This is a genomic window from Amycolatopsis cihanbeyliensis (genome assembly GCF_006715045.1).
GTDB lineage: Bacteria > Actinomycetota > Actinomycetes > Mycobacteriales > Pseudonocardiaceae > Amycolatopsis > Amycolatopsis cihanbeyliensis.
The window spans coordinates 704,216-730,310 of the sequence record NZ_VFML01000002.1; the positions used below are offsets into that span (position 1 = coordinate 704,216).

The 26,095-nt window shown below is 70.2% G+C and carries 23 protein-coding genes; 8 read left to right on the forward strand and 15 right to left on the reverse strand.

The genetic code is table 11. From position 1 onward, the window contains the following. The first annotated feature begins 38 nt into the window (after positions 1 to 38). Both FB471_RS31890 and FB471_RS31895 read left to right on the forward strand, forming a co-directional pair. Positions 39 to 776 carry a glycosyltransferase family 2 protein gene (locus FB471_RS31890; protein ID WP_142003532.1) on the forward strand — a complete coding sequence of 246 codons (738 nt, stop codon included), beginning with the start codon at positions 39 to 41 and terminating at the stop codon, positions 774 to 776. 91 nt (positions 777 to 867) lie between these two features. Further along, positions 868 to 1,080, forward strand: a complete 213-nt coding sequence (locus FB471_RS31895) for a hypothetical protein (protein WP_142003533.1) — start codon at positions 868 to 870, stop codon at positions 1,078 to 1,080. Positions 1,081 to 1,167: 87 nt separating this feature from the next. Here FB471_RS31895 and FB471_RS31900 read toward each other — a convergent pair whose 3' ends face one another. The 6 genes from FB471_RS31900 to FB471_RS31925 all read right to left on the reverse strand — a co-directional run bounded on the left by FB471_RS31900 (position 1,168) and on the right by FB471_RS31925 (position 9,132). Next, complete coding sequence (locus tag FB471_RS31900) at positions 1,168 to 2,073, reverse strand: DUF11 domain-containing protein (protein WP_142003534.1); 906 nt, start codon at positions 2,071 to 2,073, stop codon at positions 1,168 to 1,170. Between the two features lie 144 nt (positions 2,074 to 2,217). Then, positions 2,218 to 2,454, reverse strand: a complete 237-nt coding sequence (locus FB471_RS31905) for a formate dehydrogenase subunit delta (protein WP_142003535.1) — start codon at positions 2,452 to 2,454, stop codon at positions 2,218 to 2,220. Further along, positions 2,451 to 5,270, reverse strand: a complete 2,820-nt coding sequence (fdhF, locus tag FB471_RS31910) for a formate dehydrogenase subunit alpha (RefSeq protein ID WP_142003536.1) — start codon at positions 5,268 to 5,270, stop codon at positions 2,451 to 2,453. Before fdhF ends, FB471_RS31905 begins: the two co-directional genes overlap by 4 nt. After that, the gene (locus tag FB471_RS31915) at positions 5,248 to 6,816 is read right to left on the reverse strand and encodes a formate dehydrogenase beta subunit (protein WP_142003537.1); all 1,569 of its coding nucleotides are present in this window, start codon (positions 6,814 to 6,816) and stop codon (positions 5,248 to 5,250) included. Before FB471_RS31915 ends, fdhF begins: the two co-directional genes overlap by 23 nt. Then, positions 6,813 to 7,292: an NADH-quinone oxidoreductase subunit NuoE family protein gene (locus FB471_RS31920; protein WP_142003538.1), complete on the reverse strand. Its 480-nt coding sequence runs from the start codon at positions 7,290 to 7,292 to the stop codon at positions 6,813 to 6,815. Before FB471_RS31920 ends, FB471_RS31915 begins: the two co-directional genes overlap by 4 nt. A 103-nt stretch (positions 7,293 to 7,395) precedes the next feature. After that, positions 7,396 to 9,132 (reverse strand): pyruvate dehydrogenase, encoded by a 1,737-nt coding sequence (locus FB471_RS31925; protein WP_142003539.1) that lies wholly within the window; start codon positions 9,130 to 9,132, stop codon positions 7,396 to 7,398. Between the two features lie 263 nt (positions 9,133 to 9,395). Here FB471_RS31925 and FB471_RS31930 point away from each other — a divergent pair, with 263 nt between their 5' ends. After that, the gene (locus tag FB471_RS31930; protein WP_342779500.1) at positions 9,396 to 10,412 is read left to right on the forward strand and encodes an RNA polymerase subunit sigma-70; all 1,017 of its coding nucleotides are present in this window, start codon (positions 9,396 to 9,398) and stop codon (positions 10,410 to 10,412) included. Between the two features lie 40 nt (positions 10,413 to 10,452). On the opposite strand, the gene FB471_RS31935 is transcribed toward FB471_RS31930, so the two are convergent. Further along, a complete protein-coding gene (locus FB471_RS31935; protein ID WP_142003540.1) occupies positions 10,453 to 10,836 on the reverse strand; it encodes a hypothetical protein in 384 nt (127 codons plus the stop codon). 201 nt (positions 10,837 to 11,037) lie between these two features. Between FB471_RS31935 and FB471_RS31940 the strand changes: the two genes are divergently transcribed. Together FB471_RS31940 and FB471_RS31945 are read left to right on the forward strand one after the other, a co-directional pair. Beyond that, positions 11,038 to 11,826 (forward strand): class I SAM-dependent methyltransferase, encoded by a 789-nt coding sequence (locus tag FB471_RS31940; RefSeq protein WP_170221070.1) that lies wholly within the window; start codon positions 11,038 to 11,040, stop codon positions 11,824 to 11,826. A 415-nt stretch (positions 11,827 to 12,241) separates the two neighbouring features. Continuing rightward, positions 12,242 to 13,606 carry a GGDEF domain-containing protein gene (locus FB471_RS31945; RefSeq protein WP_211358301.1) on the forward strand — a complete coding sequence of 455 codons (1,365 nt, stop codon included), beginning with the start codon at positions 12,242 to 12,244 and terminating at the stop codon, positions 13,604 to 13,606. A gap of 125 nt (positions 13,607 to 13,731) precedes the next feature. Here the strand turns inward: FB471_RS31945 and FB471_RS31950 are convergent, their stop codons facing one another. Beyond that, a complete protein-coding gene (locus tag FB471_RS31950; RefSeq protein WP_342779501.1) occupies positions 13,732 to 15,075 on the reverse strand; it encodes an IS701 family transposase in 1,344 nt (447 codons plus the stop codon). A gap of 150 nt (positions 15,076 to 15,225) precedes the next feature. Continuing rightward, positions 15,226 to 16,218, reverse strand: a complete 993-nt coding sequence (locus FB471_RS31955; RefSeq protein ID WP_246076824.1) for an asparaginase — start codon at positions 16,216 to 16,218, stop codon at positions 15,226 to 15,228. A gap of 112 nt (positions 16,219 to 16,330) precedes the next feature. Here FB471_RS31955 and FB471_RS31960 point away from each other — a divergent pair, with 112 nt between their 5' ends. The 3 genes from FB471_RS31960 to cutA are packed head-to-tail and all read left to right on the forward strand — an operon-like array spanning position 16,331 to position 18,572. After that, positions 16,331 to 17,668 (forward strand): serine/threonine-protein kinase, encoded by a 1,338-nt coding sequence (locus FB471_RS31960; protein WP_246076825.1) that lies wholly within the window; start codon positions 16,331 to 16,333, stop codon positions 17,666 to 17,668. A 32-nt stretch (positions 17,669 to 17,700) separates the two neighbouring features. Then, positions 17,701 to 18,228, forward strand: coding sequence for a DUF1707 SHOCT-like domain-containing protein (locus tag FB471_RS31965; RefSeq protein ID WP_142003543.1), 528 nt, complete (start codon positions 17,701 to 17,703; stop codon positions 18,226 to 18,228). A 14-nt stretch (positions 18,229 to 18,242) separates the two neighbouring features. Beyond that, the gene (gene cutA, locus FB471_RS31970; protein ID WP_142003544.1) at positions 18,243 to 18,572 is read left to right on the forward strand and encodes a divalent-cation tolerance protein CutA; all 330 of its coding nucleotides are present in this window, start codon (positions 18,243 to 18,245) and stop codon (positions 18,570 to 18,572) included. 23 nt (positions 18,573 to 18,595) lie between these two features. On the opposite strand, the gene FB471_RS31975 is transcribed toward cutA, so the two are convergent. The 6 genes from FB471_RS31975 to FB471_RS32000 form a co-directional block, all read right to left on the reverse strand. After that, positions 18,596 to 20,641: an acyltransferase family protein gene (locus tag FB471_RS31975; protein ID WP_142003957.1), complete on the reverse strand. Its 2,046-nt coding sequence runs from the start codon at positions 20,639 to 20,641 to the stop codon at positions 18,596 to 18,598. A gap of 171 nt (positions 20,642 to 20,812) precedes the next feature. Next, on the reverse strand, positions 20,813 to 21,685 hold the full coding sequence (locus FB471_RS31980) for a sugar phosphate isomerase/epimerase family protein (RefSeq protein ID WP_142003545.1): 873 nt from the start codon (positions 21,683 to 21,685) through the stop codon (positions 20,813 to 20,815). Between the two features lie 5 nt (positions 21,686 to 21,690). Then, positions 21,691 to 22,698, reverse strand: coding sequence for a sugar phosphate isomerase/epimerase family protein (locus FB471_RS31985; protein ID WP_142003546.1), 1,008 nt, complete (start codon positions 22,696 to 22,698; stop codon positions 21,691 to 21,693). Between the two features lie 7 nt (positions 22,699 to 22,705). Continuing rightward, positions 22,706 to 24,109: an alkaline phosphatase family protein gene (locus tag FB471_RS31990; protein WP_142003547.1), complete on the reverse strand. Its 1,404-nt coding sequence runs from the start codon at positions 24,107 to 24,109 to the stop codon at positions 22,706 to 22,708. After that, complete coding sequence (eboE, locus tag FB471_RS31995; RefSeq protein ID WP_142003958.1) at positions 24,106 to 25,218, reverse strand: metabolite traffic protein EboE; 1,113 nt, start codon at positions 25,216 to 25,218, stop codon at positions 24,106 to 24,108. The genes FB471_RS31990 and eboE overlap by 4 nt, the downstream gene beginning before the upstream one ends. Before the next feature lie 2 nt (positions 25,219 to 25,220). Next, positions 25,221 to 26,090: a TatD family hydrolase gene (locus FB471_RS32000; protein WP_142003959.1), complete on the reverse strand. Its 870-nt coding sequence runs from the start codon at positions 26,088 to 26,090 to the stop codon at positions 25,221 to 25,223. Positions 26,091 to 26,095: the final 5 nt, after the last annotated feature.

The following is a 26,095-nucleotide window of genomic DNA, read 5'->3' on the forward strand; positions in this document are numbered from 1 at the left end:
ACGCTCTCCACGCGGAAAAGGTACACAAAGGACGACCCGTGCCGCTGATCAGCATTGTCACCCCCGTACATGCGGCGAGCGTGCGGTACCTGGGCGAGGCGTACGAGTCACTGGTGACGCAGGTCCTGCCGGCGGGCTGGGAGTGGCAGTGGGTGGTCCAGGAGGACGGCCAGGACGGCGTCATCGGCGGCACCCTGCCCACCGACGACCGGATCAGCGCGGGCTCCGGCCGGAAGGGCGGCCCCGGCCTGGCGCGAACGATGGCCCTGTCCCGGGTGGGCGGGGAACTGGTCAAGGCACTGGACGCGGACGATCTCCTGCTGCCGGGCGCGCTCGCCAGGGACATCACGGTTCTTTCCGACCGGCGACTCGCCTGGACCACCTGCGGCGTGCTGGACCTGTTCCCGGACGGATCCACGGCAGGGTTCGCGGGCGACCCGCCGGAGGGCCCGCTCGCCAGGGGGTCGGTGCTGCGGTACTGGGTCGACAACGAGTTCGCCCTTCCGGTGGTTCCGGGGACGCTGTGCGTCCGGCGCGACCTGCTGCTGGCACTCGGCGGCTGGATGGCCCTCCCGGCCTCGGAGGACACCGGCCTCGTCCTCGCCGCGAACGCCGTGGCGGACGGCTATTTCATCGGCACACCCGGCATGCACTACCGGAAGTGGCCGGGACAGGTCACCAGGCATCCCGCCCACCACGACCCGGTCGAACGCGCCGCACGGATGAGCGTGGTCCGCGCGCGGGCGGAGGCCCTGCTGGCACGTCCTACCAACTGAGGACGCGGACTCCTCCGAACCGGTGGCGCGGCCGTGGCGCCCACCGGGGCAGGCTCTCGGGTACGGGGTAACCGAGCACAGGGAGAGCGGCATGAGCGAGCGTGGGGAAGCGGACGGCAGGTGGGCGCCGTGGTACGTGTACGTCGTACCGATCGTGGGGGTCAACCTGCTCAAACAACAGCTGGTGGAAGACCTGCCGACGGTGGCGAACGTCGCCGTCACCGCGGGGATCATCGGGCTGCTGATCCTGGTGATCACCGCGGTCTACCGGTCGATGCCGGGGAACCGGCAGCGGCAACGTTGAGCACCAACGTTGAGCGGCAACGGCCGGCCGGCTACGCCGGGCGGACTCCGCGCGACCCGCGACGCGGGTCACTCATTCGCATGTACCTCACGAACGGGCGGACCCGGTCGGCGCGTCAGCGCAGCTCACCAGCAGATGGGTGAGCACGGTGCACTCCACGGCGGCCGTGTCGTTCCCGGCCTCGGGATCCTGCGGCGAGGACTCGGTACGGGCAGCGGTGAACCGGTACGGCAGGCCGATACTCGCCAGCCCCAGCCGCACCGAGAAACCAAGGGCCGTGCTGTCGCCCGCGGCGATCTCCTCGGCGGTACAGGTGACCTTCCCTGCGGACGGCACGCAGGCCGCGTTGCCGGAGGTGGCCGAGAGGCCCTGCGGCAGGGTGGTGGTCACCGCGACATCCCTGGCCACCGCCGGGCCGTTACCGGTCAGCCGCACGGTGAACTCGAGGCGCCCGTTGAACAGGCCGAACCGTGGCCGCACGTCCAGCCGTACGCCCACGTCCGCGCTGCCGTCGACCCGCAGCACCGGACCGTCCACGAGTTCGGAACCGTAGTTCTGCCCGGACAGCCTGCCCTGGATCGTCTCCTGGAGATCGGGGCTGTCCTGCGCCGTTCGCAGGGTGAAGGTGACGGTGGCCGACTCCCGCGCGGACAGTGCCTCCGGCAGCACGGCCTGGTACCCGATCGGGCCGTTCTCACCATCCACTGTGGAGCAACTGACCGCGCCGGTGCAGTCGACAAGCTCGGTGTAGCCGGTGAGCACGGTCGGTTCGCTGAACAGCCGCGCGGTCGGTTGCAGGACGGAGAAGTCGTGCACATTGGTCACGGTCTCGGTCACCGTGACGGTGTCGCCCGCCTCCACCGTCCCGGCGGAAAGCGTGAGCTGCACCTCCGGCGTCTCGGCGTACGCCGGGGTCGCGGCCGCCGCGCCCGCGGCGAGTCCGACGGCGCAGGCCAGCACGGCGACACGACGAGTGGGGGACAGCCTGGCCATAGTGGACCTCTTTCCGCACGGATCAGCCGACCCCTTCTTCGTCCCTCCGGGCTGTTCCGTTACACCGTCCGGCTCGTTTCTTGGTCGCCGCCGACGTCGGCGGTGCGCGAGTTGCCAACCGTCTCCCCCGGCGGAAACGACCCGCTATCGTGCCGGTGGATACCAGACCTGCCGCAGCAGCCGGACGGCGGCGAGTGCCAGCGGGTCCAGCGCCGCCGGGTCGCTCTCCCCGTACCGCAGCAGGTCGGCCAGCATCCGCGGTTCCCAGAACGAGCGGATATGCGTGGTGATCGCCCGCGCCGCCTGCTCGGGCGGCTGGTGGTGGAACTGCGCCGCGACATCGTTCGCCAACCGGATCGGTGGTGGCACGGTCGCCGTCATCGGTCCACCAGCGACACCGCGGATTCGGCATCCCACTCGGCCTCCGGTCCCGCACCGGCCCGGCTCAACCCCACCTGCACCGCCGTCACCTTGTACTCCGGGCAGTTCGTCGCCCAGTCGGAGTTCTCGGTGGTGACCACGTTGGCTCCGGTCACCGGGTGGTGGAAGGTGGTGTACACCACCCCGACCGGCATCCGGTCGGCGAGCACCGCGCGCAGCCTGGTCTCACCGACCCTGCTGCTGAGCGACACCTCGTCACCGTCGGCGATCCCGCGTACCTCGGCATCGTGCGGATGGATCTCCAGCACGTCCTCCGGGTGCCAGACCACGTTGCGGGTGCGCCGGGTCTGGGCGCCCACGTTGTACTGGCTGAGGATCCGTCCCGTGGTGAGGATCAACGGGAACCGCCGGGTGCTGCGCTCGCTGGTCGGCACGAACGGCGTCGGCACGAACCTGCCCTTGCCGCGCACGAAGGCATCCACGTGCATCACCGGGGTGCCCTCCGGGGCCGAGCTGTCGCACGGCCACTGCACGCTACCCAGCTTGTCCAGTTTCTCGAAGGACACCCCGGAGAAGGTCGGGGTGACCGAGGCGATCTCGTCCATGATCTCCCTCGGGTGCGCGTAGCTCATGGTGTAGCCCATGGCACGCGCGATCTCGCAGACGATCTGCCACTCGTGCAGCCCGGTCCGCGCGGCCATCACCGGACGAACCCGGTTGATCCGGCGCTCGGCGTTGGTGAACGTGCCGTCCTTCTCCAGGAAGGAGGTGCCGGGGAGGAACACGTGCGCGTACTCGGCCGTCTCGTTGCGGAACAGGTCCTGCACGACCACCAGTTCCATGGCTTCCAGTGCCGCGGTGACATGCTTGGTGTTCGGGTCCGACTGGGCGATGTCCTCACCCTGCACGAACAGCCCACGGAAGGTGCCGTCCACGGCGGCGTCGAACATGTTCGGGATGCGCAGCCCGGGGTCCGGCACGATCGGCCGTTGCCACAACGTCTCGAACACCTCGCGCACGGCGTCGTCGGAGACGTGCCGGTAGCCGGACAGCTCGTGCGGGAAGGAACCCATATCGCAGGATCCCTGCACGTTGTTCTGGCCACGCAACGGGTTCACCCCGACCCCGTCCCTGCCGATGTTTCCGGTGGCCATCGCGAGATTCGCCATCCCCATGACCATGGTCGAGCCCTGGCTGTGCTCGGTGACGCCGAGACCGTAGTAGATGGCGGCGTTCCCACCGCCGGCGTACAACCGCGCGGCCGCCCGCAGCTCCCCGGCAGGCACACCGGTCACCGGTTCGACGGCCTCCGGGCTGTTCTCCGGCCGCGCGATGAACTCCCGCCAGTCCTCGAAATCCGCACAGCGGTCATCTACAAAGGACTGATCGACCAGTCCCTCGGTCACCACGACGTGCGCCATCGCGTTGATCACCGCGACATTCGTGCCCGGTTGCAGTTGCAGATGGTGTTCGGCCTCGACATGCGGCGAACGCACCAGGTCGATCCGGCGCGGGTCGACCACCACCAGCTTGGCTCCCTCGCGCAACCGCCGCTTCATCCGGGAGGCGAACACCGGGTGCCCGTCGGTGGGGTTCGCGCCGATCACCACGATGACGTCGGCCTCGGCCACCGAACGGAAGTCCTGGGTGCCGGCCGAGGTGCCGAAGGTCTGCTTGAGCCCGTAACCTGTCGGCGAGTGGCACACCCGCGCGCAGGTGTCCACGTTGTTGTTGCCGAAGGCGGCACGCACCATCTTCTGCACCACGTAGACCTCCTCGTTGGTGCACCGCGAGGAGGTGATTCCGCCGATGGCGCCGGTACCGTGCCTGGCCTGGATGTCCCGCATCCGCTGCGCGACATGGCCGATCGCGGTCTCCCACTCCACCTCGCGCCACTCGTCGGTGATGCGTTCCCTGATCATCGGCCTGAGCACCCGGTCGGGATGGCCCGCGTAGCCGAACGCGAACCGCCCCTTGACGCAGGAGTGTCCCTCGTTCGCCCCGCCGTCCTTGTACGGCACCATCCGGACCAGCTCGTCCCCGCGCAGCTCGGCCTTGAACGAGCAGCCGACCCCGCAGTAGGCGCAGGTGGTGAGCACGCTCCTGGTCGGCATCCCCAGGTCCACCACGGACTTCTCCTGCAGGGTCGCCGTGGGGCAGGCCTGCACGCAGGCGCCGCAGGACACGCACTCGGAATCCATGAACAGCTCGCCCGCGCTCGGCGACACGGTGGACTCGAACCCGCGACCCTCGATGGTCAGCGCGAAGGTGCCCTGAACCTCGCCGCAGGCCCGCACGCAGCGGGAGCAGACGATGCACTTCGAGGGATCGAAGTCGAAGTAGGGGTTGCTGGTGTCCTTGGTGATGTCGAGGTGGTTCTCCCCCTCGTAGCCGTAACGGACCTGGCGCAGCCCCACCACCCCGGACATGTCCTGCAACTCGCAGTCGCCGTTGGCCGAGCAGGTGAGGCAGTCCAGCGGATGGTCGGAGATGTACAGCTCCATCACGCCCTGCCGCAGCTTCTCCAGCCGCGGCGTCTGGGTACGAACCTTCATCCCGTCGGCGACCGGGGTGGTGCACGACGCGGGCGTGCCCCGGCGGCCGTCGACCTCCACCAGGCACAGCCGGCAGGAACCGAAGGCCTCCAGGCTGTCGGTGGCGCACAGCTTCGGGATCTCGATCCCGGACCGCGCGGCGGCACGCATGACCGAGGTGCCTTCCGGCACCGACACGGGCAGGCCGTCCACCTCGACCGATACCGTCGCCGGGCCGGGCCTGGCCGGGGTACCGAGATCAGGCTCCTTGAGCAGGCTCATGCGTCGCCTCCTTGTGGTGGCCGGTGAAGTCGTCCGGAAAGTGCAGTAGCGCGCTGCGCACCGGGGTCGGGGTGAGACCGCCCATCGCGCACAGCGAGCCGTCGGTCATCAGCTCGCAGAGGTCGTCCAGCAGGGCCAGGTTCGCGTCGGGGTCCGCTCCCTCGACCACGCGGTCGATCACCTCGACCCCCCGTACCGCACCGACCCGGCACGGGGTGCACTTGCCACACGACTCCTCCGCACAGAACGCGAAGGCGAACCGGGCCATGGCGGCCATGTCCACGGTGTCGTCGAACACCACGATGCCACCGTGCCCGAGCATGGCCTCGGCCTCGGCGAAGCTCTCGTAGGCCAGCGGCAGGTCGAACCGCGACACCGGCAGGTAGGCGCCGAGCGGCCCGCCCACCTGCACCGCGCGCACCGGCCTGCCCGACCGGGTGCCGCCACCGTAGCCCCGCACCAGCTCACCCAGCGTCCGGCCGAAGGCCGTCTCGAACACGCCGCCGTGAGCGATGTTGCCGGCCAGTTGGAACACCTGGGTGCCACGGGAACGGTCGATGCCGAGCTCGGCGTAGGCCGCTCCCCCGCCGGCGAGGATGGCGGGCACGCTGGCCAGGGTGAGCACGTTGTTCACCACGGTCGGCTTGCCGAACAGCCCGGTGATGGCCGGGATGGGCGGTTTGGAACGCACCATGCCGCGCTTGCCCTCCAGGCTCTCCAGCATGGAGGTCTCCTCGCCGCAGATATAGGCACCGGCGCCGACCCGGATGAACAGGTCGAACCGCAGCCCGGAACCGAGTACGTCGGCGCCGAGCCAGCCCCGCGCGTAGGCGATGTCGACGGCCGCCCGCATCGTGGCCACCGCGTCCGGATACTCCGAGCGGATATAGAGGTAGCCCTCACCCGAGCCCACCGCGTGCGCGGCGATCGTCATCCCCTCGATCAGGCAGAACGGGTCGCCCTCCAGCAGCATCCGGTCGGCGAAGGTGCCGCTGTCCCCCTCGTCGGCGTTGCAGCAGACGAACTTCTGCTCCCCCGGGGTGTCCAGCACGGTCTTCCACTTGATCCCCGCGGGAAAGCCCGCACCTCCCCTCCCACGCAGCCCGGACTCGGTGACCTCGGCGACGACCTCCGCCGGGTCGCGCTCGAGTGCCGTGCGCAGCCCGGTCAGGCCGCCCGCGGCCACGTACTCCTCGGCGGAGAGCGGGTCGGTGCGGCCGACCCTGGCGAAGCACAGCCGCTGCTGGTCGCGCATCCACGGCAGCTCCTCGACCAGGCCGTGCCCCAGCTCGTGCTCGGCGCCCTCGAACAGGCCCGCCGCGACCAGTCCGGGCACCGCGGCGGCGGTGACCGGGCCGTAGCCGACCCGGCCGCGCCCGGTGGTCACCTCGACCAGGGGCTCCAGCCAGAGCATGCCCCGGGATCCGTTGCGTACCAGGCGAATCGGTACGCCGGCGGCCTCGGCCTCGCGCTGGATGGCCGCGGCGACCTCGTTCGCGCCGACCGAGGTCGCCGCGGAGTCCCTGGGGACGTACACGGTGATCATGCGTGGCCCTCCGCGAGCAGGTCCATCAGCCTGCCCTCGTCCAGCCGCCCGTACAGCCTGCCGTTGATCTGCGCCGCGGGGCCGAGTGCGCAGTTGCCGAGGCAGAACACCTGCTCGAGGGTGACCGAACCGTCCGGGGTGGTCTGCCCGACCGGCACCCCGAACACCTGCTCCACCTGTGTGACCAGCCGCTCGGCACCGACCGCCCTGCACGCCTCGGCCCGGCACAGCCGCACGGTGGCCGCGCCGGCCGGTTCGGAACGGAAGTCGGTGTAGAAACTGACCACCCCGTGCACATCCGCGCGGGAGATGTTCAGTTCGGTGGCGAGTACGGCGACGGTCCGCTGGTCGATGTGGCCGAACTCGGCCTGGATGTCGTGCAGGATCGGCAGCAGCGCGCCGCGGTCCGCGCGATGCGCCTCGACCACGGCGCGTACGCGCTCCTCGGCCGGAGCGCCGGCACTGTCCACTGTCATACCGGCTCCTCAGCTCGTACCGGCGTGAATACCGTATACAAAACTACTGTATCCAGTATCCGGCCCGGTCGGCAAGAGGCGGGCCCCGGCGGCCTGGCGGGGACTACCGGCGCGGGATGTTGCGCAGGTTGCTGCGGGCGAGGTCGAGCATCCTGCCCACCCCGCCGCTGAGCACGATCTTGCTGGTCGCCAGTGCGAAGCCGCGTACCTGGTCCGCGGTGATCCGGGGCGGCATGGACAGCGCGTTCGCGTCGGTCACCATCTCGATCAGCGCCGGGCCGTCGGCGGCCAACCCGTCCCGCAGGGCGGGCCGCACCCGCTCCGGTTCGGTCACCCTGGTCGCCGGGATGCCCACCGCGTCGGCGATCGCGGTGAAGTCGACCGGCTCGTGGTCGGTCTGGTAGTCGGGAATGCCATCGACCAGCATCTCCAGCTTGACCATGCCGAGCGAGGCGTTGTTGAACAGCACGATCTTCACCGGAAGGCGGTGCAGCCGGACGGTGAGCAGTTCGCCGAGCAACATGCCGAGGCCGCCGTCCCCGGACAGCGACACCACCTGTCGGCCAGGATGGCTTGCCTGCGCACCGATCGCGTGTGGCAACGCGTTGGCCATCGTGCCGTGCCGCCAGGACCCGATCACCCGGCGCCGCCCGTTCGGCGTCAGGTAGCGCGCGGCCCAGACATTGCACATCCCGGTGTCCACGGTGAACACCGCGTCCTCGGCGGCGAGATCGTCCAACACGGACGCGACGTACTCGGGGTGGATGGGCACCTGGTGCTCGATGTTCCTGGTGTACGCGGAAACCGCCTGTTCCAGGGCCCTGGTGTGCTTGTGCAGCATGCGGTCGAGGAAGGCACGATCGGTCTTGCGTTCCAGCAGCGGCAGCAACGCCCGGATGGTGGTGCCGACGTCACCCTGCACCACGACGTCCACCGGGCAGCGGCGACCGAACTTGGTCGGGTCATGATCCACCTGCGCCGTGTGACCCTGCGGCAGGAAGTCGTCGTAGGGGAAGTCGGTGCCGAGCAGCACCAGCAGGTCGGCCTCCTGGCTGGCCTCGTAGCAAGCGCCGTATCCGAGCAGGCCGCTCATGCCCACGTCGAAGGGGTTGTCGTACTGGATCCACTCCTTCCCGCCGAGCGCGTGCCCGATCGGCGCCAGCACGTGCTCGGCCAGCCCCACGACCTCGGCGTGCGCACCCCGTACCCCGGCACCGGCGAACAGGGTGACGGTGTCCGCCCTGTTGATGGCCTCGGCGAGCGCGGCAACCTGGGACCGCGGCGGGACCGCCACGGCGGGCTCCCCGGCCAGCGCCCCGTAGCCAGCGGGGCCGGACGCGGCCTCGTGCGCGATATCGCCGGGCAGCACCAGCACGGCCACCCCGGAGCGGCCGATCGCGTGCTGCATGGCGATGTGCAGCACCCGGCCGGCATGCCCCGGGCCGGTGACCAGCTCGCAGTAGTGGCTGCATTCGACGAACAGCCGCTCGGGATGAGTCTCCTGGAAGAAGCCGGTACCGATCTGGTGCGCGGGGATGTGCGTGGCGATCGCCAGCACCGGCGCGCCGTTGCGTTGCGCGTCGTACAACCCCTGCACGAGGTGGGTGTTCCCGGGGCCGCAACTCGCCGCGCAGACCGCGAGCCTGCCGGTCAGCGTGGCCTCCGCCCCTGCCGCGAACGCCGCGGCCTCCTCGTTGTGCACATGCACCCACTCGATGCCCTCGATCCGGCGCACCGCGTCGACGACCGGGTTGAGGCTGTCGCCCACCAGCCCGTAGATCCGTTGCACCCCGGCGTCCCGCAGGGTGGTGACCAGATGTTCCGCGACCGTACGTCGCACGGTTCCTCCTTCGGGTCGGTTCCGTGACCACGCCCGTGCTCCGTCCGGCGACGTGGCTACGACCTCCAGCCTCGTCCCGCGGAGCCCGCCGGAAAATGATCAGATCGCGTGATCTTGGACGCGCCGGGTTCCCGCCGGGCCGTCCAGCCACCGATGAGTTCTTCCCCCGGCGACCGTCTCAGTGCGCACAATGGTGCCCAAGCAGGACGGAGGGGTGGATGTGGACGTGCGCGAGGCCGAAGTGGTCGAGGCGGCGCGGGCCGGTGACGAGCGAGCGTTCGGGGAGCTGTTCGAGCGGTACCGGCGGGAGCTGCGCGTACACTGCTATCGGATGCTCGGCTCCTTCGAGGAGGCCGAGGACCACACAGGACACCTTCCTGCGTGCCTGGCGCCGGCTGGACACCTTCCAGGGCCGCGCCACGTTCCGCGCCTGGCTCTACCGGATCGCCACCAACACCTGCCTGGACACGCTGGGCAAGCGACCGCGGGAGCCGATCCCCGAGGCCCGCTCCCTTCCCGCCGACCCCACGGCGGCACCGCTGCCCGCGGTGGCCCTGCGGTGGGTGGGTCCGTTCCCCGACCGGCTGCTCGAGCCACCGGCGCCGAGCGACAGCGGGCCGGACGCGGTCGCGGTGTCCAGGGAGACGGTCGAGCTGGCCTTCATCGTCGCCGTGCAGCACCTGCCGCCGCGCCAGCGAGCCGTGCTGATCCTGCGTGACGTGCTCGGCTGGCGGGCCAAGGAGGTCGCCGTCCTGCTGGAGAGCAGCGTCGCGGCGACGAACAGTGCTCTCCAGCGGGCCAGGGTCACCGTGCAGCGGCACCTGCCGCGCAGGCGGGTCGAGTGGTCCCCCACGCGGCGCCCGAGCGAGCAGGAACGCGCCGTCGTGCGGCGCTATATGGACGCGCTCGCGCGAGCCGATGACGCGGTGATCGGGGCGATGCTGCGCGAGGACGCCCGGTGCAGCCACCAGCCTGGCGCCGGTGGCCATATGGACAGCGCGCCGGTCTGGTACGAGGGGCGCGACACGCTGGTCGCCGCGTGGAGCCCGGCGCTGCGTGGTCCCGACGCCATCGAGTTCCGGTTCCGGGAGACGCGCGCCAACGGGCATCCGGCGATCGCGGTCTACATGCGGCCTGCCGGTAGCGACTCCGCCTTCGAGGCCTTCGTGCTGAGCGCGCTGCGGATCGTGCACGGCCGAATCGCGGAACTCACCGGCTTCACCAGCGCGGTGTTCCCGGCCTTCGAGCTACCGGCCACGCTGGCCCCGGACAGCCCGTGATCCGGCCGGCGGGCACCCGGCCGGGTGCCCGCCGGCCGGATCAGGACGCCGACCGCGCCGTGGCGGCCCGGGACAGGCCCGCGGCCTGCAGGCCGAGCAATCCGAGCACCACGGCCGCCTGCGCCAGCACGAAGGCGATCCCCAGCCCGGTCAGCTCGGACCACGCCGCCGCCGCGAAGGCCACGCTGGCGAGTACCCACACCAGGTTGCCCAGCACCACCTCCCGCACCGGGCCGGGTGTCACACCGACCGAGACCCACCCGACGAACGCCGCCCACACCACCAGACCGGCGCCCGCCAGTACCGACAGCAACACCGGAAGGCCGAGGAGGTCGTCCAACACCCCGGACAGCGCCACCAGCAGCACCCCCAGCCCACCGGACGCGACCGCGTCGACCCGCAACACCGTTCGAAGATCCCGCATTTCTCGCCTCCAGATCCCTGTGCCCTACTCCATGCGGACCACATGGACGAGGTGGACTCTCCTCCCGCCGGAGCCGCCGGTCGATTACCTCGCGGGTCATGCCTGCCGGTACCCCGAGCCCATACCGGCACGGCGCTCTCGCTCCTATACTTCGCGAAACCCGGTAGCTCATCCGCCGCTCGAACGGACAGGGAACCCCTTATGCCACAAGCAATGGGCTGGAACGACTTCGTCGACACCGAGACGCGGGAGGAGTACCAGCGGTTGAACCTCCTCGAGCGGATATTCGACCCGTTCACCGTCCGCAACCTCGACCGCCTCGGGGTGCGGCCGGGATCACGGTGTCTCGAGGTCGGCGCGGGCGCCGGGTCGGTCGCCAGGCATATGGCCGAGCTCGCCGGACCCGAGTACGTGACCGCGACGGACCTCAGCCTGGCCTTCCTGACTCCGCTCACCGAACTCGGCATCCAGGTACGGCAGCACGATGTCACCGCCGACGACCCCCCGGGCGAGTTCGACCTGATCCACGCCCGGTTCGTCCTCGATCACCTGCGGGAACGCGAGGCCGTGCTGGCCAGGATGGCCTCCTGGCTCAGGCCGGGCGGGTGGTTGTGCGTCGAGGCCGCCAGCACCCTGCCCGAACTGTCCTCCCGCCCGGCCACCCGCCGCTCGATGGAGACCTTGAGCCGGGTGATGTCCGACCGGGTCGGCACGCACACGACCTGGGCCCGGCAACTGCCACTCCCGCTCGAGCGGGTGGGACTGCTCGACTGCGACACCGAAGGCCAGATGCTGCCCGCGCGGGGCGGCTCACCACTGGCGAGCTGGCTGAAGTCCACCACCAAGCTGGTCGAGTCGCATGCGCTCGAGACCGGGCTGATCACCCGGCACGAGCTGGACGAGGCCTACGTGCTCTACGAGTCGCCGGACTTCCTCGACTACTCCTGGCTGACGATCGCCGCCTGGGGCCGACGCCCCACCGCCGGCTGACACCGGCGCTGCCGCTGGCGCGCCGGGCGGGGCCGCTGAGTCGGCGGCTCGCACCCACCCTGGTCATCGCCGCCGCGGCAGTCGCCGGGCGTCGGCCGCCGCAGCGGCGGTCGGCCGCTCATCGGCTCCAGTTGTTGTCACTCATCGCGCACCTCCCGTCTCGTGTCGGCCTTCGGTCCGTCGTTCTCGCGGCATGGCGTCGTCACCAGTTGTTGTCGGCCATGACCGGCACCTCCTCTGGTCGGCACTCCGGGTGGACCCGGTGGGCCCGTTGGGCCGACCGGGTGGACTTGCGGGGTCGGGCCCACCGTCCTTGCCCAATATGCGGACGTTCCGCGCGGATCCGGTTACGGTGAGGGCCGCGAAACCACGATCAGCACGACTGTGATGCGAGTCTTTGTGCAGGTGGAGGCGGGTGCGCGAGCGGCAAGGAAAGCCACGCGGATGGGTGAAGGGCTGGGCGCTGTGGCAATTGCCCAAGCCCGTCCTCGGTTACGTGCTCGCCGTGAACACCGTGGCGATCGCGGTCTCCGCCGGTACCGCCCTCCTCCTCCCGGTCACCAGGACCGACGTCATCCGGTTCGCCCTCCTCGCCGGGTGCGCCGCGGTCGCGATCGAGCTGACCAGGCAGGTCGAACGCCAGCGGGAGTACAACCGCAGCGGCACCGTGGCCTATGTGGACAGCAAAGCGGTCTGGAGCTTCGCCGCCGTGATCGTGCTGCCGCCGGTGCTGGCCTCGGCGATGGTGCTGTTCACCTACGCCCTCGCCTGGTACCGGGTCTGGCCACACACCCGCCCCGTGCCGCCACACCGGTGGATCTTCTCCTGCGCGACCGTATTGTGCGGTACCCAGGCCGCCGTCGCGGTGCTGGCCCTCGGCATGCGCGACTACCCAGGCGCACCGTCCGCGCAGCCCCTCGCCGGCCTCGCCGACCTCGGCATCGTCGCCGCCGCGGCACTGTTGCGCTGGGTGATCAACATGGGCCTGGTGATGGCCGCCATCGCGCTCTCCAACCCGCCCGCGAGCGTGAAGGACCTGTTCCACAACTTCGGGCAGCAGCTCCTCGAAGTGGGCGCGATGGGGCTCGGCCTGGTCGCGGCGGCCGTGGTGGTGGCGCACCCGGCCGCGCTGGCGGGCATCGTGCTCGCGCTGGTCGCGATGCATCGCACCGTACTGCTCGCCCAGTATCGGCAGCACGCTCGCACCGACACCAAGACCGGCCTCGCCAACCCACGATGGTGGCACCAGTTCGCCGAGCAGGCGCTGGTCCGTGCCAGGAACCGGGGTACCACCGTCGGGGTGCTCATCCTCGACATCGATCACTTCAAGTCCATCAACGACACCTACGGGCACCCGGACGGCGACCGGGTGCTCCGCGCGATCGCCGAGGAACTGATCGCCGAGACCAGGGACCACGATGCCTGCGGCCGTTGGGGCGGCGAGGAGTTCGCCATCGTGCTCCCGGACGTCGGCAGCGCACCGAACCTCTACCGGGTCGCCGAGCGGATCCGGGTCCGTATCCAGTCCGTGCGGCTGGACCGGTCCGGCGGGCACGGCCCACCGATCGCGAACCTCACCGCCTCACTCGGCGCGGCGATCTATCCGGCCGCCGGGATCAACAGCCTGGACGAACTGGTGCTGGCGGCGGACACCGCGCTCTATGCCGCGAAGAACGCGGGCCGCAACCAGGTACGACTCAGTGCCGGAGCGGTGACCTCGATTCCCGAGCAACAACCCCGCACCGATATCCACGCCGACAGCACGGACACCAGCACCTAGTAGTACTTTGTTAGGTTGGTTGGTTTCTGTTGTGCCGTAAGGGTTTGATTGTTTGGTGGCAGGTGGGGCATGCGCGGTCCAGGTGGCGAGCAGGTATTGCAGCTCGTGGATCGCTTTGTAGAGGGTTAGGCCGGCGCATCCGCTTTTGGGTCGTGTCGCAGCAGGGTGATGAACAGGTGCGCGGCGGTGACGAGGGTGACGTGGCGGTGCCAGCCTGTCCATGATCGGCCTTCGAAGTGGTCCAGGCCGAGGCCGGTTTTGAGTTCGCGGTAGTCGTGTTCGATGCGCCAGCGGATCTTCGCGGTGCGGATCAGGTTGGTGGGGTCGGTGTCGGCGGGCTGGCTGGTCAGCCAGTAGGTGACGGGTTCGGGTTCGTCGTCGGGCCATTCGGCGATCAGCCATCGTTCGGGCAGGGTGCCGTCGGTGTCACGGGTGATGCGGTGTCCGGCCGGGCGGACGCGGAGGAACACGAACTGTGAGCTGAGGTTGCCTGTGCTGCCCTCGCGCCAGGTGACCGTGGTTGCGGTGTCGCGGCCGGCGGCCAGGACGTGGTGGGCGATGCTGACCGGGTCGTGCGGGTAGTCCGGGCGGGTCGGTGGGCGGCCGTGGCCGGACCAGGTGGGTGGTACGGGTGCCGCGTCGGCGGGGTGGGCGAGGGTTTCACCTGTGACCTGGACGCTGTAGACGATGCCGCGTTCGTCGAGCGCGGCCCGGAACGGGCCACTGTCGCCGTAGCCGGAGTCGGCGGCCACCAGCGGTGGCCGCAGTCCGTGCCTGGCGAGGCCGTCGAGCATCTCGACCGCCAGCATCCACTTCGGGCGGTGACCCTTATCGTCGGGAACCGCGGACTTGCGGCGCCGCTGCCGGGCCGCCTCCGTCGCCGCTGTGGCCACCGCCTCGGCATCGACATCAGCGGGCGCGGCCGGCGCGGCGGCTCGCGGCGCGTTCGTCAAGGTCTTGCGCTGCTTGGCTTTCGCCGCCTTCACCGCCGCCGGTCCGGCCTTGGCAACATCCCACGACTCGGGCAGGAACAACCGCCACTCCAGCGGACACGACGCCGTATCGGTGACCGCGTGGACGCTCACCCCGATCTGGCAGTTCGCGACCTTGCCCAAGGTGCCGGAGTACTGCCGGGCCACACCCGGCGAGCCGGTGCCGTCTTTCGGGAACCCGGTGTCGTCCACCACCCAGGCAACCGGATCGATGAACTCGACCGCCCGGCACGCCAACCGCGCCCGCACCGCCGCGGTGTCCCACGTCGAGGCCGTCACAAACTGCTGCAGCCCCTGGTGATCGACCCCCAGCCGCGCCGCCATCGGCCGCATCGACTTACGCCGCCCATCCAGCAACAGCCCACGCAGATACGTTTCACCTTTCGCCCGCTGATCAGACCGAGCCACAGGCACAAACACGTCCGCAGCGAACGCCTCCAAGCGTTGCCGCACAACCGAGAACTCATCCGGGGTCACCGAAACATGAAACTACCCACGCTACCCCGACAACCCCACGACACACCGACCTAACAAAGCCCCTACTAGGCTGTGTCAAGAAGGCGCGCTGGCCTTCGGTCCGGAGCGCGCCCCCGCATCACCTTGTGCAGGCACCTTCTTCGACAGTTTCTAGCCGTACGCCGCGAACGCTTCGGCGATCTCCGCTCGCCCCTTGCCGTTCCCGAGGAGCTGGCGCAGCAGGATCCGAGCCTTGTACGGATCGAGGAAGCCACCGTTCACCAGGCCACGCCGTTGCAGATCCTGTTCCGACCCGGGGAATCCGTAGCTCGCGCGATGCACCGATCCGGCCCCGGTCCGGCTGGTGAGCACGACCGGGACGCGCTCGGCGTAGGCGGCGAGCAGTTCCACGGCGCCGGCGGGCACGTGGCCGACGCCGAACGCGGCGAGCACCAGGCCGTCCAGATCCGTCCGCATCGGACGCAGCAACGGAAGGTCGTCGTCGAGTGTCGTGGTCACCACCGGCACGAGCGGGTCCGCGCCGGCCGGGGGCAAGGCCGGCCTCGGTCCCACCGCGGCCGGCAGCCACACCCTGTCCTCCACCACCTGGCCAAGTGGCCCGGTGTCCGGCGAGGCGAACGCCGCGGGGCTGGTGCTGTGGGTCTTGCGGACATGCCTGGCCGCGTGAATCTCGTCGCCCAGCACCACCAGGCACCCCAAGCCGCGGGCCCGCGGGCTGGCGGCCACCCGCAGCGCGGCGAGCAGGTTGCCCGGACCGTCGGCCCCGGCCAGTTCGGGGTGCCGCATGGCGCCGGTCAGCACCACCGGCATCGCGGTGTCCAGGCTGATATCGAGGAAGAACGACGTCTCCTCCAGCGTGTCGGTACCCTGGGTGAGCACCACGGCGTCCTGGCTCTCGGCGAGCTCCTCGATCAGTCCGGTCAGCGCGGCGAGGTCGGCGAAGGTCACCGACGCGCCCGGCACCGAGCGGAAGGTCCGCGTGCTCAGCTCGATGTCCAGCTCGGCGAGTCCGGGTACGGCCTCGACCAGGTCCCCGGCGTCCAGGCTCGGCGTCACCGCCTCGCCAGGGGCGGGTCTGGTCATCGCGATCGTGCCGCCGAGGGCGATGAGCGCCACCCGTGCCGCGGGGGAAGATTCGGCCACGGGCCTGGACCCTAACAGGCTGCCACTTGGTCGATACGCAGCGAGCGCGGTACCGTCAACCGCTGGCCCAATCGAGCCGAGGACAGCGTGACCGAAACGGAGTGGCTGGCACATGGAGCCAGAGACCCAACCGAGATTCGGCATGGGCGAGGTCGCCAGGGAACACGACGATGCCGTGCTGAACCCACGGGCAGACGCCAAGGTCATCGCGAACCGCTACGAGATCGGGCCGGTGATCGGCCGTGGCGGCAGCGCGACCGTGCACAGGGCAGTGGACCGGACCACCGGGCACGAGGTGGCGGTGAAGCTGTTCCATACCGGCGGCGCACAGATCGCCCAGCGCCGCCAACGCCAGGAGCTGGACATTCTGCGCAGGCTCCGGCATCCCGGGCTGGTGACCCTGTACGACGCCGGCACGCACGAAGGGCAGGCCTACCTGGTGATGCGGCTCGCCACCGGGTCGACGCTCGCGGCACGCGTCCTGTGTGGACCGATGAGCCCCGCGGAGGTCACCGAACTCGGCGCCGCACTCGCCCGCGCACTGGACTACGTGCACTCCACCGGTGTGACGCACCGCGATCTCAAGCCCGCCAACGTGCTGCTCGGTCCGGACGGCCCGATGCTCAGCGACTTCGGCATCGCGCAGGCGCTGGACAGCACCCGGGTCACCTCCAACGGCGTGGTCGTCGGCACCGCCGCCTACCTCGCGCCGGAACAGGTGCGTAGCGAGTGGGTCGGGCCCCCTGCCGATGTGTACGCGCTCGGCCTGGTCCTGCTGGAATGCCTCACCGGCAACCGGCAGTACCCCGGCACGCTGGTGGAGTCCGCGGTCGCCAGGCTGCACCACCCACCCGTGGTGCCGGACGGGCTTCCGCACGGCCTGGCCGCCCTGCTCGCCCGGATGACCGCGGACCGGCCAACGGACCGCCCGGCGGCCGGCGAGGTGGCCGACGCACTCGAGGAGCCGTCCCCTGCCGTCACCTCGCCCCTGGTGACCGCGCCGGCCCGGCCCGCACGGTCAAGGCGACTGCGCGCCCTGCTGTCGGTCGGCGTACCGGTCGCGGCCGGGTGCGCGGCCGTGGTGGCCGTCCTGCTGCCCGACGCGCCGGAAACCCGCGCCCCGGCGTCCGAGGCCGACCAGCCCGTCCATCCCGCGCCGCCGACCACCCGGACCGCCGACCACGTCCCGGCCATGACCGGCACGACGGGGAACCGGTCCACCCCGGCACCCTCGCGGCCAGCCGCCCCCCAACCGTCTGAAAAGGACACAACGCGGGCGGACACGCCGCAGCGACCGGTATCCGTTCCCGTGGACGGGCCTGCTCCGGCCGGGCCGCCGGAGCAGGCCGACGAACCTCCGGGGCGCGGCGACAAGGGCAAGAAGGGGAAACCGCACCCGCCTTCCGAGCCGGGCAAGGGCCCATCGGGGGCACGCCCGCTGGGGTCGTAACCGTACCGGGTGTCGCGCGCTACGCTGCCCGCATGCTGGATGAGTTACAGGCTCGGAAAGAGGCTGCCCAGGCGCGCCTCGAGCAGGCAGTCGGCGAGGGCAGGCTGACCCTCGACGAGTACACCGACCGAGTCGCGCAGGTGTGGGCGGCGACCAGCACCGGCATGATCGACAGCGCGCTGTCCGACCTGCCCGCGCCACTGGTGCGGCCCGAGCCCGCAGCCACCCGGATGAGCATCGACGTGATCTTCGATGACGTCAAACGCAGTGGCCGGTTCGCGCTGAGTTCGGGGGACCGCGTCACCGGGTTCTTCGGCGACGTGAAACTGGACCTACGGCAGGCCGTGCTCACCGAGCAGGTGCTCAAGCTGAACGTCTCCTCCGTGTTCGGGGATGTCCGGGTGACCGTGCCGGAAGGGATCGAGGTCGAGGTGACGTCGTTCACCCTGCTCGGCGACCGCGATATCCAGACCACCAGCGAACGCGTGCCCGGCAGCCCCAGGCTGCTGCTGAAGGCCAACACGATCTTCGGCGACATCCGGGTACGCAGCGGGTCCTGAGCTAGCCTGGCGGCATGGCTTCGGATCATGTGATCGTCTCCTCGACGACGGACAGCGAACAGGCCGCGCGGGAACTGGCGGCCAGTGCCATCGACGCCAGGCTGGGCGCGTGCGCGCAGATCGTCGGTCCGATCACCAGCGTCTACCGCTGGGAAGGCGCGGTACAGACCGACCAGGAATGGCGAGTGGAGATCAAGACTGCGGCCGATCGGGTGGCCGAGTTGACCGAACGGCTCAACGCCGAGCACGGCTACGACGTCCCGGAAATCATCGCGACCCCGATCGACGGCGGCTCCGCCGAGTACCTGGCCTGGCTGATCGACGAGACCCGCTCGCTCAGGTGAAGGCGTCGGGCGACCACTCGGGGCTACCAGTTGAGGGTGGAGGTCAGTTTCTCCTCGACGATCGGGGCCATGGTCGTCATGTAGGTCGCGCTGATGTGGTTGTTGTCCATGTACACCAGCACGTTGCCGATCGCCGGCGGGCACAGCCGCTCGGTGCAGAAGTAGTCACTGAAGTCGAGGAAGTGGACGTTGTCCGGCAGGACGCTCATCCCGGCGTACGGCGGCTCGGGAGACAGCAACTCGGCCCGCGGCCGGGCGCAGACCTCGGCGTCCTGGCCGTACCTTTCCACGCAGGACGAGGGTTCGAAGTCGTAGCGCGGGTTGTCCCGTACCGCCACCACCGGGATATCCAGCTCCGCCAGCTTGCGCCACTGCGCCACATAGCCGGGCGGGGTGTACTCGGTGAGCCCCATCCGCACTTCGCGGGTGGCGGTGGTGAACACGACGTCCGGCCGGATCCGCGCGATCTGGTCGATCACGTCCGCGTTCCAGTCCATGCACGGCTGGTCACCCGGCACGATGTCGGATTCGGTCGAGAACGGGCACCCACCCCGTAGCAGCGAGCTGACCTGCCAGTTCCGCCGCTCCGCAATGGGCAGCAGGGCCCCGAGGAACTGCCCGGGATGCGAGTCCCCCACCACGACGATCCGCCGCCCGGGAGGACCCTCGGTGTCGGTGCTGCACAGCTCCACCTCCACGCGCGCCGGGATCGTCGTGCACAGCTCCTGCCGGATCCCCGCGAAGTCCTCGTGCAAGGAGACGAACGAGGGCATCAGTCCGGGGTCGGTGGCCCCGGTGTACTCGAACCCTTCGGCACGGGCCAGCGCCCCGGGATGATCGGGGTCGTCGGCGGTGATCGTGACGGCGGCCCACTGCTCCGCCGTCACCTGCCAGGCACCCGCCAGCACCAGCACCGGCATGAGCGTCAGCACGCCGAACCGGTAGGCGCCCCAGCGCAGTGCCGGGCTGAACCGGGACTCCCGGGCCGGCGTCTCGATCAGGTGGTGGGTCAGCGCGGCCAGCACCACCGACAGCCCGATGACCAGCGCGCCTCCCGCGATTCCCGCTTCGGCGCGGTCCCGCAGCACGAGGTAGAACAGCAGCACCGGCCAGTGCCACAGGTACAGCGCGTAGCTGAGGTTGCCGACGTACTCCAGCGGCCGGGAGCTCAGCAGCCGGTCGGCGCCGACCGGGCTGGCGGTCGCGCCCGCCAGCAGCACCAGCAGCGCGGACATCGTGGGCCAGAGCGCCGCGTACCCCGGGAAGACGCTGCCGACCTGCAACAGCAGGCCGCAGGAGACCAGCCCGGCCACCCCGAGCCAACCGAGCAGCACCCGCACCGGCCTTGGCAGGGTCAGCAGTTGGATGCCCAGCGCGAGCAGGCCACCCAGGGCGAACTCCCACACCCGGGTCAACGAGTGGAAGTAGGCCATCGGTTGGTCGATACCGGTCAACACCACCGAGTACGCCAGCGAGGTCGCGAACAGCACGAGCAGGGTCAGCGCCATGCTGCCGCGCAACCCCCGGCCCGCCCACCGGGCCACCAGCGCGACCAGCGCCACCAGCAGCGGCCACACCAGGTAGAACTGCCCCTGGATGGAAAGCGACCAGAAGTGCTGCACCACGCTGGCGGTGTTGTGCTGGGCGAAGTAGTCGACCGAGTCGGCAACCAGCCGCCAGTTCTCCACGTACAGCGCGGAGGCGAACACCTCGCTGATCGTCTGCGTCCAGCGGCCCTGGGGCAGCAGCAACCAGCCCGCGACGATGATCGCCGTCAGCACGGTGAGCGCGGCCGGGAACAGGCGCTTGATCATCCGGCCCCACATCGACCGGAACCCGATCCCGCCGCGCTCGCTGGCGCGAACCAGCTGGCCGGTGATCAGAAACCCGGAAATGAGGAAGAAGACGTCCACGCCGCCGGAGATCCGACCGAACCACACGTGGTAGACGACGACCAGCACCGCCGCCAGTGCCCGCAGCCCCTGCAGTTCCGGCCGGTACCGGCGTGCCGAGGGCGCGTTCGGCGGGGCCCGGGTGGGCACAGGCGGATCCGCGCGAAGCAGGCTCATCTCGATCGTCCTCGGCACGCTGGGCAGCTCGGTCACGTGAGTCCGGCGGTCACCGGGTCGGGTGACTCACCAACGATGCCACCAGCACCCGAACCACCGTGACGCACCCCGACCAGGTCACAGCCGGGTCACCGTGTTGCTCACCGTCCGGTAACGAAAGATCGGCGAGGTTCAGAACCGCAGGTCGGTCAGGTACTGATGGCCGACCCGCGCGGTGCGCAGCGGATCACTCGGCTGATCGTGCTCCACGATGTAGTGTCGCACGCCGCCAAGCCAGGTGTCCCGGAAGAGCGACCCGAAGTCGATGGTCCCGGTGCCGAGGTCGGCGAACCCGCCGTCCGGGGCCCGGTCCTTGACGTGGAACTGCCGCACCCTGCCCGGCTGGCGCCAGAACTCCCGCACCGGGTCCACCCCGGCGACCACCAGCCAGTACAGGTCGAACTCGAAGTGGATATGCCACCAGCCGGTGTTCCTGGCGAGCACGTCGAACGGCCGCACACCGTCGATCGGCTGGAACTCGTGCGCGTGGTTGTGGTAGCCGTACCGGATACCCGCCCTGCGGAACGCCCGGCCCGCCCTGTCCAGCCGCTCGGCGAACGCGATCCACTCCGCGATGGTGTCGAACTTCGCCCAGGCGCAGTCGGCGTAACGCGCCCCGAGCACCTTGGTGTCGGCGATGAGCTGGTCCACGTCCGCGCCGTCGAACCCGATGTGGCTGGACACCGCGCGCAGGTGGTTGCGGTCCAGCAGGGAGCGGAACTCCTCGGCCGAGCGCCCGTAGGTGCCGGCGAGCTCCACGTTCCGGTACCCCATGTCGGCCAGCGCCTCCAGCGTGCCGGGGGTGTCCTGCTCCAGCAGGCTGCGCAGGGTGTAGAGCTGGACGGCGATCCGCTCCTTCGGCACCCGCATCCGGCCGGGCCACCGGCCCCGGGTCCCGGGGCCGGCCGCCGCGGTACCGCTGAACGCCGCGGCCGCGCCGAGCCCCAGCGCCGCACCGGCAGCGCCGCGCAGTGCCGCCCGCCGGGAAAATCCGCCCTCGCTCATCGCGATCACCCTTCCTGGTTACTGAACGCGGCGTCGAAAGCCGCCGTGGGCTTGTCGAAAATCAGGTTCCTGATGTAGGTCACCGCCTCGGCCGCCCCACGCAGCCGGTCCATGCCCGCGTCCTCCCACTCCACCGAGATCGGCCCGGAGTAGCCGATCGAGTTGAGCGCGCGGAACGCGGTTTCCCAGTCCACGTCGCCGTGCCCGGTCGAGACGAAGTCCCAGCCCCGGCGCGGATCGGCCCAGGCGAGGTGCGAACCGAGCCTGCCGTTGCGGCCGTCGAGGCGCTTCTTGGTGTCCTTGCAGTCGACGTGGTAGATCCGATCGGCGAAGTCCAGGATGAAGCCGACCGGATCGAGGTCCTGCCAGACGAAGTGCGAGGGGTCCCAGTTCAGCCCGAAGGCGGGCCGGTTGTCCACCGCGTCCAGGGCACGCCTGGTGGTCCAGTAGTCGTAGGCGATCTCCGAGGGATGCACCTCGTGCGCGAACCGCACCCCGACCTCGTCGAAGACGTCCAGGATCGGGTTCCATCGCCGGGCGAAGTCGGCATAGCCGTCGTCGATCACCTCCTGGGAGACCGGCGGGAACATCGCCACGTACTTCCAGATCTTCGAGCCGGTGAACCCGACCACGGTGTCCACCCCGAACTTCGCCGCGGCCCGCGCGGTGTCGGCGAGCTCCGCCGCGGCGCGCCGCCGGACGCCCTCGGGGTCACCCTCGCCCCAGATCCGGGCGGGCAGGATGTTGCGGTGCCGATCGTCGATCGGATCGTCGCACACCGCCTGGCCGACCAGATGGTTGGAGATCGCCCACACCCGCAGCCCGTAGGCGTCCAGCAACCGGCGCTTCCGGTCGACGTAGTCCTCCTCGGCGAGTGCGCGGTCGACCTGGAAATGATCGCCGGAGCAGGCGATCTCCAGGCCGTCGTAACCCCATTCGGCGGCCAGCCGGCAGACCTCCTCGAACGGGAGGTCGGCCCACTGCCCGGTGAACAGCGTGATCGGTCGGCTCATCGGCTCGTCACCGTCCCTTTCCGTGTGCCTCGATACCTTGCAGCGACAGCAGCAGGTCCCGGACTCCGGTCCCCGGCATCTTGCCCGAACTCTCCACTTCGGACGGAACAGCCGGATCGGAACACAGCAGAACGGGACCGTCCTGCGGCGAATCGGGCAGCCTGCCGTGCGAGCCACGCACCCAGCGGGGATCGGTGGGCACCACGTTCATCGTGTAGCGCAGACCGGCCTTCTTGCGCGCCAGGTTCAGCATGGCCTTCGGTTTGGCAAACCGGTCGGCCGGATCGAAGAACAACTCCGCCGGGTCGAAGCCCGGCTTGCGGTGGATGTCCACTCCCCTGGCGAAATCCGGTGCCCGGTCGTCGTTCAACCAGTAGTAGTAGGTAAACCAGGCCTGCGGCTCGGCCACCGCGACCAGTTCCCCCGCCCGCTCGTGGTCCAGCCCGTAGCGGGCCTGCGCCTGGCGGTCGAGCACCTCGTCCACCCCGGGCAGGGCCTCGACGAGATGCCGCACCTTCGGCAGGTCGGTCTCGTCGGCGACATACACATGGGCGACCTGGTGGTCGGCCACGGCGAAGGCGCGGGAGGTCCACGGGTCCAGGTACTCCATACCCTCCTGGGTGTAGACCTCAAGCAGGCCCTCGCCGCGCAACGCGCGGTTGATGTCCACCGGCTGGTTCGCCTGCGTGATGCCGTACTCCGAGAGCGCGACCACCGGCGCCTTCGCCCGCTCGGCCTCGGCCAGCAGCGGCGCCACCTCGGCATCCACCGCCCGTGCCGCGGCCACCGCCTGCGGCGAGTCCGGGCCGTAGCGCTGCAGGTCGTAGTCCAGGTGCGGAAGGTACACCAGCAGCAGGTCCGGCCGCTCGTCCCAGAACAGCCGCCTTGCCGCCGCGACGATCCACCTGGTGGAGGTGATGGATGCGGTCGGTCCCCAGTAGTTGAACAGCGGGAACGGACCGAGTTCCGCGGTCAGCCGGTCGTGCAGCTCAGGCGGCCGGGCGTAGCAGTCAGGGGACTTGCGGCCGTCGGCGTGGTAGACCGGGCGCGGGGTGATCGTGAAGTCGGTCGAGGCGCCCATCGCGTACCACCAGCACAGGTTCGCGGCGGTGTAGCCGGGCCGGGCCGCTCGCGCGGTCTCCCATACCTTCTCGCCACCGACCAGCTTGTTGTGCTGCCGCCACAGGTAGACCTCACCGAGGTCCCGGAAGTACCAGCCGTTGCCGACGATGCCGTGCTGTGCCGGCGTCAACCCGGTCAGGAAGGTCGACTGGGCGCTGCAGGTCACCGCGGGCAGCACCGTGCCGAGTTCGGCCTGCCATCCACTGCTGGCCAGCCGGCTGAGGTTCGGCATGTGCCGCAACAGTTTCGGCGTCAGCCCGACCACGTCGAGCACGAGCAGCTTGTTCAACGTCCCACCTCCTGAGCGGCCAGCCGGACCTGGGCCCAGCGCAGTTCCTCCGCGATCCCACCTGCCACGTCCGGCCGGCCCGGCAGCACGTTCCACGTGTAGGTCTCGACTTCGATATGCGGGTGTTCCTCCGGTGCGTGCGTGCGCACCGCGTCCACGGCATCGAGCAGCACCCCGGTGGTCGAGGTGAGCGGCCGGTCCGGAGCCGCGTGCAGCGGCACGTGGAAGTGCACCCGCCATGGCCCCTCGGCGGGCAGATCGTCCAGCGCCTGCGGCAGATCGTCGGCCGCCAGCACCTCGCCGGAGGACCGCAGCTCCCGCACCTGGTGCAGGTAGCGTGGCTCGGCGAACCGGCGCAGCGCGGCCCTCGCCGGTTCGGTGCCGGGATCCGCCACCTCCAGCGCGGCCGAGGCCTGCACCTTCACCACCCGCAGGCCGGCGGCGTAGATCCGCTCGACGGCCGCGGCCGGGTCGGCGAAGGACACCGCGAGATGGCAGGTGTCCAGGCATAGCCCGATGTGCTCGGGGTCGACGCGGTCGGCCAGCCAGCCGACCGCGTCCGCCACGGTGTCCAGCACGCAGCCGGGTTCCGGTTCGACGGCGAGCCGGATCGGCCGCTCCCCACGCGAAAGCGAGGTACGTAGCACCCGGCACACCTCCTCGAAGGCGGCGCCACAGCGCAGGTCCTCGCCGGTTCCCCAGGGTTCGCGCCAGCCGAGCGGCAGGGTGGAGATGCTGCCGTAGCCGGCCTCCGGGGCCAGCAGGTCGGCCAGCACGGTGACGCAGTCCATCGTGTACCGCAGCCGGGCCGGGCTGGTCCACGCGGGAACGTAGACATCGTGCTTGACCACCTCGTTGTGGAAACCGCCGTACGGGAAGGCATTCAGGGTCTGCACCGCGAGACCACGGGCCGAAAGCTCCGCGGCGAGCCGTCTCCGGGCCGAGCGGTCGGCGGCCAGCCCGGCCGCCACCTCGGCGGCGAGCCAGAGCCCGACCCCGAGCCGGTCCGCACCGAGCGACTCGCGGACCGGGACCGCGTAGCCGTCGAGCTGCGCGAGGATCCCGTCCAGGTCCTCTGCCGGATGCACGTTCGTGCAGTAGGAGAGCAGCATCAGGAGTCCGGCCTCGCCCCGCGCAGCACCGAGTTGCCCGCGAACGTCTCGCCGGTCGGTTCCGCACCGTCGATCTCGTCCAGCATCAGCTTGCCGCTCTGCCCGTAGAACTCCACCGGGTTGCGCCACAACACGGTGTCTACATCGGACTCGGTGAAGCCGGCCTCCAGCATGGCCACGCCGGTCCGGTAGGTCTTCAGCGGGTCGGAACGCCCCCAGTCCGCCGCGGAGTTCACCAGCATCCGCTCGGTGCCGTACTCCCGCAGGATGGCGACCATCCGATGCTCGTCCATCTTGGTGTCCGGATAGATGGAGAAGCCCATCCAGCAACCGGACTCGGCGACCGGCCCGACGGTCAACTCGTTCAGGTGGTCCACCACGACCAGTTCCGGCGCGATCCCGGAGTCCCGGACCACATCCAGGGTGCGCCGGGTACCGGCGAGCTTGTCCCGGTGCGGGGTGTGCACCAGCACCGGCAGCTCGTGCTCGATCGCCATGCCGAGCTGCCTGGCGAAGGCGTCTTCCTCGGCCTCGGTCATCGAGTCGTAGCCGACCTCGCCGACCGCGACCACCCCGTCCTTGGCCAGGTACCTCGGCAGCAGGTCGAGCACGTCCATGCAGCGCGGGTCGTTGGCCTCCTTGGGGTTGAGCGCGATGGTGCAGTTGTGCCGGATCCCGAACTGGGCGGCACGGAACCGTTCCCAGCCGATCAGGCCGTCGAAGTAGTCCACGAAGGAGCCGACGCCGGTACGCGGTTGGCCGAGCCAGAACGCCGGTTCGACCAGCGCCCGGACGCCCGCCGCGTACATCGCCTCGTAGTCGGTCGTGGTGCGTGAGGTCATGTGGATATGCGGATCGAAGATGCGCAACGCTG